Origin of the sequence: Chitinophaga deserti (assembly GCF_003149455.1) — a bacterium.
In the GTDB taxonomy this organism is placed as follows: Bacteria; Bacteroidota; Bacteroidia; order Chitinophagales; family Chitinophagaceae; genus Chitinophaga; species Chitinophaga deserti.
This window is the reverse complement of sequence record NZ_QFFK01000001.1, coordinates 557,479-563,924: the sequence shown is the minus strand read 5'-3', so window position 1 is coordinate 563,924 and position 6,446 is coordinate 557,479. Positions and strand designations below refer to the sequence as shown.

Here is a 6,446-nt window from a genome sequence, read left to right as displayed (position 1 = left end):
GCTATCGGGAAGGTCGCAAGTTCGAATCTTGCCATCCCGACTAGATAGAATTTGAATTTCCCAAGTTCAAAAAGAAATTAAAACCTGCCTTCCGGCGGGTTTTTTCTTTTATACTACATCCTCCCCCGATTACATGAATGCTATCCCTGTAATCGCGTCCCGATTGCTATCGGGAAGGTCGCAAGTTCGAATCTTGCCATCCCGACTAGATAGAATTTGAATTTCCCAAGTTCAAAAAGAAATTAAAACCTGCCTTCCGGCGGGTTTTTTCTTTTATACTACATCCTCCCCCGATTACATGAATGCTATCCCTGTAATCGCGTCCCGATTGCTATCGGGAAGGTCGCAAGTTCGAATCTTGCCATCCCGACTAGATAGAATTTGAATTTCCCAAGTTCAAAAAGAGTCTATGACCTGCCAAATGACGGGTTCGTTCTTTTTACGGGGAATTAAATCCGATTATTACCGGGTATGAATAATGCAAACAGGTTGGTGTATTTATTGATTCGTTTTATATTGATTAACATGCATTTGTAGGTGGTGATAGGGGAAGGATGTATATTTGATTTTTCATCAACCCCCAATCAAAATATCCACCAATGAAAAACATTTACCCCTTTTTAATTGGAGTCTTATTGATTTCAGCATGCTCAACGCAAAAGTTTGTGAGCTTTGAAACTCCTAAATCAGAAACCTTTTCAACTGATAAGCTGAAGTCTTTTTTAAGGAGTACCCCTAATCCCAAAGTTGTACTTAGAGTTCCCAATGCTCAGGATAATACAACAGAAGAAGATGGTAATACTTACATCTACAATACCATTGAAAAAGAGTTGTTGAAGAATCAATTTGTAGTTAGGGATAGGGCTTTGTTTAATGAAGTGATTAAAAAATCCGGAGACAAGGTTAATTATGCGGAATTGAAGTCGAAAACTGATACAGATATCATTTTAGAGCTTTCGAATCTCCAAACAGATGTGGAGTACCGTACAAATCAATATTATACCCGTAAGGGAAAGAAATCTCTTTTCGGGAAAGGAGATATAGTAGTGAAAGGTGCCAAAGTAGATTTTAAGGTCGTCCTGATCATAGATAATGAATATGCAGGAAACTATAATTTCAATTATACGCCCTGTCTGACAGGATGTGAAGTGTATGAAGCTAAACGGGGCCCGAAATTCCGTATTTCTGGAAAGAGTGCGAAGCAGCCTTACCAGGTTGTTTCACAAAGGGAATTAGAATCGTTTTTCGCAGATGCAACCAACAGACTTATAGTGGCTCTTAAACAATGACCGGTTTAGAATTAAAACAAAAAAGCCCGCAGATAAAACTATCTGCGGGCTTTTTTTATGTTGTTGAAGACTATCTCCGGTAGCCTGAGCTGCCAAGAGGAGAATTCGCCAAAGGCTGATAGTAGTTGTTTACGTCAACACCTGCAGCTGCAACAGTTACGAATTTGGTGTTGGCATTCGTGCCGGTACCTTCGCGCACTACTGCATCACCCTCGAGGTAAATGTAAGAGCGGGGCTCAATCGTTACACCACCAACGGTACGGGGCTGGATCAGTGCGTTGGCAAAGATCTGCTGTGTGCCTTTCATACCCAGGTAACCATTGAAACGGAGACAAACACCGTAAGTACGGGCAACGGTATTGTGAGAGAACTCAACAATAGCATTATCAGTTCCACGGAAGTTAACACCGTCATGAACGAAGTTGTCACGGAACAGGTTCCGGGTAATTACGTGCTTACCATTGTTTTCTCCTGAACCGAAGAACTGGAAGAGCTCACCCCAGCCATCATGCACGTAGTTGTCGTGAATGTTGGAGTTGTTCACCCTGCCGCCGATGAGCAGTCCACCGCTGTGGGAGGGGTTGTGTTGACCACCCCAGTTGGTGATTTCGTTGTTGTAAACTTCCAGGCCATCGATAGCGGCAGTCTGGATACCATCTGCACCACCATCTTTCACGATGTTGTTATAGATTTTTACGTTACGCCATTTGATGGGCTGCACGTAAACCGATCCCAATACGGCGCCTGCAGGCAGTGTGTAATAGGAGTAGTTAGATTCCAGGTTCCAGTAAGTAGCCGTGTGGCCGATGTACATGCCTTCATTGTGCGTGCCGGTGATCACCAGGTCGTGAATGAAGAGGTTCTCCAGATAGGAATTCGGATAATGGGTAGCCGGAATGCTTTTCACAGGATCCGTCTTAGCCCAGAGACCAGTACCGCCGCCAGTGATGGTGAGGTTAGCGATCTCAAAGTTGTCGGACTGCTCAGCCAGTGCCATGTTAAAGTAGGCGATGCGGCCGGCAGTGGTGGAGCCGTTGATGATAAAGCTCGTTTTGGAAGTGCCTTCCACTTTCACATAATGAGAGTTGCGGAAGCTGAGTGCGGTAGACCAGGAACCACCATTCCATGCAGGGTCACCGATTTTCAGTACGGTACCGGGTGCGTTACGGATGGTGATAGGCTTACCAGATGCGCCTTTCAGGTTGTAGAAGATCACAGCGGTAAAGGTGCCTTTCAGGTTAAGAATGTCTCCTGCTTTGTAAGTGCCATTAGCATTGTTTACTTCCAGCCGGCCGAACTTATCGGGCACAAGTGTAAACTGCCTGCCCGGTGTTCCCGTTGGAGGTTTGGCCGCAGTGGAGTCTTCCGGTTTTGGAGCAGGCTCTACCGGCTTTTCTTCGGTGCAGCTAAATACAGTCATGAGGACTGATAACGCCAATACAAGCATCACAGATACGTTAAAACGTTTGGTCATGGTTTTTCGAATAAGAAATGGTTAAAATTAAAATACGACAATTGTGCAATACTCCCCCTTTTTTTTGGAATACGGCGATTTTTTAAAGAGGCTTAACGACTAAATATTATGCCATTATTTAGGGTGGTTTTATTTATGTCGCGAGGGTCCGGGAGAATTGGGGTATCAGTTGCATTTCCGCGTGTAGTCACGGTTAGGACGATTTTGTTGACTGCTTTGAGGTGTAGGTTTTTCTAATATATGATAATATTTATTGAAGCATTTTATTTGTATATGTATAAAAAGTTTTCCCCACTTTTTGGGTGCTTTGAGATTGCATAAAAAGAAGTGATGATCCTGCTATTCACTGTCGGGAACAAACGCAATTCCATCTGCCTCCACAAGATAATCCGGATGAGCAGGTCCTGCCACGAAGCTCATGGTTACTGCCGGCGGGTGCTGCAATTTGGCAAGAAATGGCTGTGCCCCTTCGGGTTCTGGAACAGCTATTTAAGCTTCGGCATGCAGCCCTATCCGGTTACCTTCCGTATCCTGGATAATGGCAATATAACCCGCTTTAATAAGGTGCTTGGGCGTCAGGATCTTCCCGCCTGCAGGTACTACCTTATTCAGCACAGTCTGGATCTCAGGGTAAGCGTTCAGGTAGATGAGCGTGCCTTCAGCACCGGGTTTTGCTTCGGGTGAATTGGTTAGTACACCGGTAACTCTTCCGGATGTAGCCTGTACAATATTGGGATCAGAAGGGAAGAAGGTAAGCTCCTCTTTGTCGCCAGCCTGCACGGTGCGCATTTCAATGTCGAGGATGGTTTCATAAAACTTCTTTGCCCTCGGTGTATCGGTTACCGGAATCTCGAACCAGGTAACCACATTCGTTTCCGTATCTATTTTCCTTAATTGCTGCATATAGTAAAGGTTTGCGGGTGTAATACAAAAATGCTGCCACCGTTTATGACTGCAGTTTATAAGCAATTGATTATTAAATGAATCCGAAACAATGGGTTACTGAAGGGATACTGGTATATTACCAATATGGTACTTAATGTATATAAAAGGGGCGTAAATCGGCCATGGTATTGGGTAAGACAGGCTTTTATATACATTAGATATACATTAACCCTACAGTAACCCTTCTTTAACCCTTTAATAAGAGCGCCTTACCTTACTTTATCTCCTTTTTATTTTACCGGCCATTTAGAATGGAACCCCGTTACCTTATACGTTGTGCCTACTTTACCGAAAATGAAGGCGAACCAATTTTCTGCGTTGCGGGTTTTATCGGCGTACGGGTGGTAAACTTCATAAAGCGGGGCTGCACTGTCTATACCCGGGAACAGGTGGCGGTAGTAATCGTTTTCCGCACCCGCAGGGATTTCCCTGACTTCTTCCTGTTTTTCTTTTTCCAGTCCTGCTTTTACATCCGGACTAAAAATCTGATCCCTGAACCGGGCAAACTGCATCTGGCTTACCTGGCCGGCGGCGGAATCGGAATGGGAGGTGCTGATGTTATCGCCTGTCCATTTTGGAGCGGTTTGCAGCGGGAAGCGGATCATTTTTTCCAGCGTCGCGTAATCGCCTCCGGTGGCCGCAGTGCGGAAAGATGACAATGCAGTGCGGAAAAGTTGTTCGTTAGTGCTGGTTTGTTGCCGCGGCCCGCCACCGGGCATCTGGGCAAGCGTATCTTCTGTGGGCGGAACAGCATTCTGGCTCGTATGGTTAGGCTCCGGCTGGCCACAGGAGCTAATTATGGCGCATGCTATAATGACGGGGATGGGTAGGTTTTTCATGCGAATGGGTTTTGGTACTACCTTAACCTTTGCAAATACGGTGCCTTATCATGTCCATAGCGGCCTGGTACCCGGGGTGTGGTGCCCGCTGGGCATATTGTAGCATGGGGGCTATTTATTCCTGAGCAGCGTGTTAATGGCCTCAAGTATCCTTTTGGTTTGCTGTTGTGGGGTATCAGCTGTATTGATGGAAGTAATGATCGTTTTCCGGCGCTCTTCCGGCAGCCGGTGGAAAGCTTCCAGCGCTGCGGGCTCATCTTCGAGGCAGGCCTGCAATTCTTCGGGAACGATTACCGGCGTTGCATCACGGTAAAGCACTATATATACCTGATCACCTTCTTTTTTCTTCAGCTTCTTCTGTAATGCGGCCTTTACCGGTAAAAACAACCGGCCCTGTCCCATAGGCATGAGGCGGGTAAGGCCAAGGTCTAAACCATCGATGGTGCCGGTTACCCGGATCCAGCCGAAGGCTTTCCCGGGGTCGGGAGATACTTCGGGGATGTAGGCGTACGTCCAGCCACCTTTGGCCTGGAAGCGTTCCAGGATGTAGTGATTCGCTATGAGCGGGGTGGCTGGCATGAGGACGGATGATTGAGATGTTAAATTTATGTAAAAAATATTTTGGCTCAGGTGTAGGGGGGATATCTGATTTCAGTACATACTAGTATAACCTATGGACAAAAACACTTTCATACTATTAGTAGACCGTTACCTGAACGGTACTGCCACCAAAGCGGAAAAGGAGCTGGTAGATGCGTATTGCGACCGGCTGGAGGGTGTTCCTCCCGCAGCTATGAGTCCTGAAGAGGAGGCTGCGCTGGAAAAGCTGATGTATGGCAGGATTATGACGGGCATCCGCAGGAAGCCTTTGCGCCGCGCCATTTTATGGTACGCCGCAGCCGCCATGGTGGTGCTGGTAGCCGGGGGAGCCTTCTTCCTCATGCGCCCTTCTACTCCCGCAGCACCACTGGCACGTGCAGAACGTTTCAGGAACGATCTGGACCCCGGTTCCGATAAAGCCATTCTTACGCTGGCAGATGGTTCCACCATTGCCCTCGGTGGAGAAGATGCCGATACAATTGCCCGGCAGGGAGGGGCCAGCATTTATCAGCCCACCGCCGGAGCGCTGGAATACCAGGCTGCCGAACCGGAAGCCCCGGTATTCAATACCCTTACCACGCCCACAGGCGCACAGTTCCGCCTGGTACTGTCCGACGGTAGTAAGGTATGGCTCAACGCTTCTTCCTCCATTCGCTTCCCTACTGCTTTTCCCAACGGCGAGCGCCTCGTGGAGCTGAAAGGGGAAGCTTACCTCGAAGTCAGCAAAGATGCCATCCGTCCATTCCGCGTAGTAGCCAAGGGCATGACGGTGGAAGTACTCGGTACACACTTTAATATCAATGCATACGACGATGAGCCTGCTATCCGCACCTCCCTTCTGGAAGGTGCTGTACGGGTGGTGAAGAACGGGCAAACGCGCACGCTCAGTCCGGGACAGCAGGCGAGCCTGCTACCTAACGGACAGCTGCGTGTGGAAGACGGAGTGGATATGAGTGCGGTAACTGCCTGGAAAGAAGGGCGGTTTGTGTTCAACGATGCGTCTATCGCAGAAGTGATGCGGCAGGTGCAGCGTTGGTATGGAGCAGAAATAATATATGAGGGGAATATAACGCACCACTTTGTAGGATCGCTGCCGCGGAACTTGCCCGTGTCGCGCCTGCTGGAGATGCTTGAAATGACAGGAAGGGTCCGCTTTCTGATTGAAGGGAACAGGATTACAGTAAAGCCTTAGGCAACATTAGACCGTTATAGCCATTAAAAAAAATCCCGGCCAGAAGCCGGGATCCGGCAACAGGAGGTACCAGCTCCGGTTGCCAGGGCGCAACAAATGTTCATGAG

General features: G+C 47.8%; 6 protein-coding genes. 2 read left to right on the top strand and 4 right to left on the bottom strand.

The annotated features are described in order from the left end of the window. Positions 1 to 599 precede the first annotated feature (599 nt). Entirely contained in the window at positions 600 to 1,289 is a 690-nt protein-coding gene (locus tag DEV76_RS02195; RefSeq protein WP_109694646.1) for a hypothetical protein, read from the top strand. Between the two features lie 70 nt (positions 1,290 to 1,359). On the opposite strand, the gene DEV76_RS02190 is transcribed toward DEV76_RS02195, so the two are convergent. From DEV76_RS02190 to DEV76_RS02175, 4 genes are all read right to left on the bottom strand, one after another. Continuing rightward, entirely contained in the window at positions 1,360 to 2,709 is a 1,350-nt protein-coding gene (locus DEV76_RS02190) for a right-handed parallel beta-helix repeat-containing protein (RefSeq protein WP_394336952.1), read from the bottom strand. Between the two features lie 543 nt (positions 2,710 to 3,252). Beyond that, a complete protein-coding gene (locus tag DEV76_RS02185) occupies positions 3,253 to 3,666 on the bottom strand; it encodes a VOC family protein (protein ID WP_109694643.1) in 414 nt (137 codons plus the stop codon). Between the two features lie 272 nt (positions 3,667 to 3,938). Further along, entirely contained in the window at positions 3,939 to 4,547 is a 609-nt protein-coding gene (locus tag DEV76_RS02180) for a hypothetical protein (RefSeq protein WP_109694640.1), read from the bottom strand. A 111-nt stretch (positions 4,548 to 4,658) separates the two neighbouring features. Beyond that, a complete protein-coding gene (locus tag DEV76_RS02175; protein ID WP_109694638.1) occupies positions 4,659 to 5,126 on the bottom strand; it encodes a YdeI/OmpD-associated family protein in 468 nt (155 codons plus the stop codon). A 94-nt stretch (positions 5,127 to 5,220) separates the two neighbouring features. Between DEV76_RS02175 and DEV76_RS02170 the strand changes: the two genes are divergently transcribed. Further along, on the top strand, positions 5,221 to 6,339 hold the full coding sequence (locus DEV76_RS02170) for a FecR family protein (RefSeq protein ID WP_109694636.1): 1,119 nt from the start codon (positions 5,221 to 5,223) through the stop codon (positions 6,337 to 6,339). Positions 6,340 to 6,446: the final 107 nt, after the last annotated feature.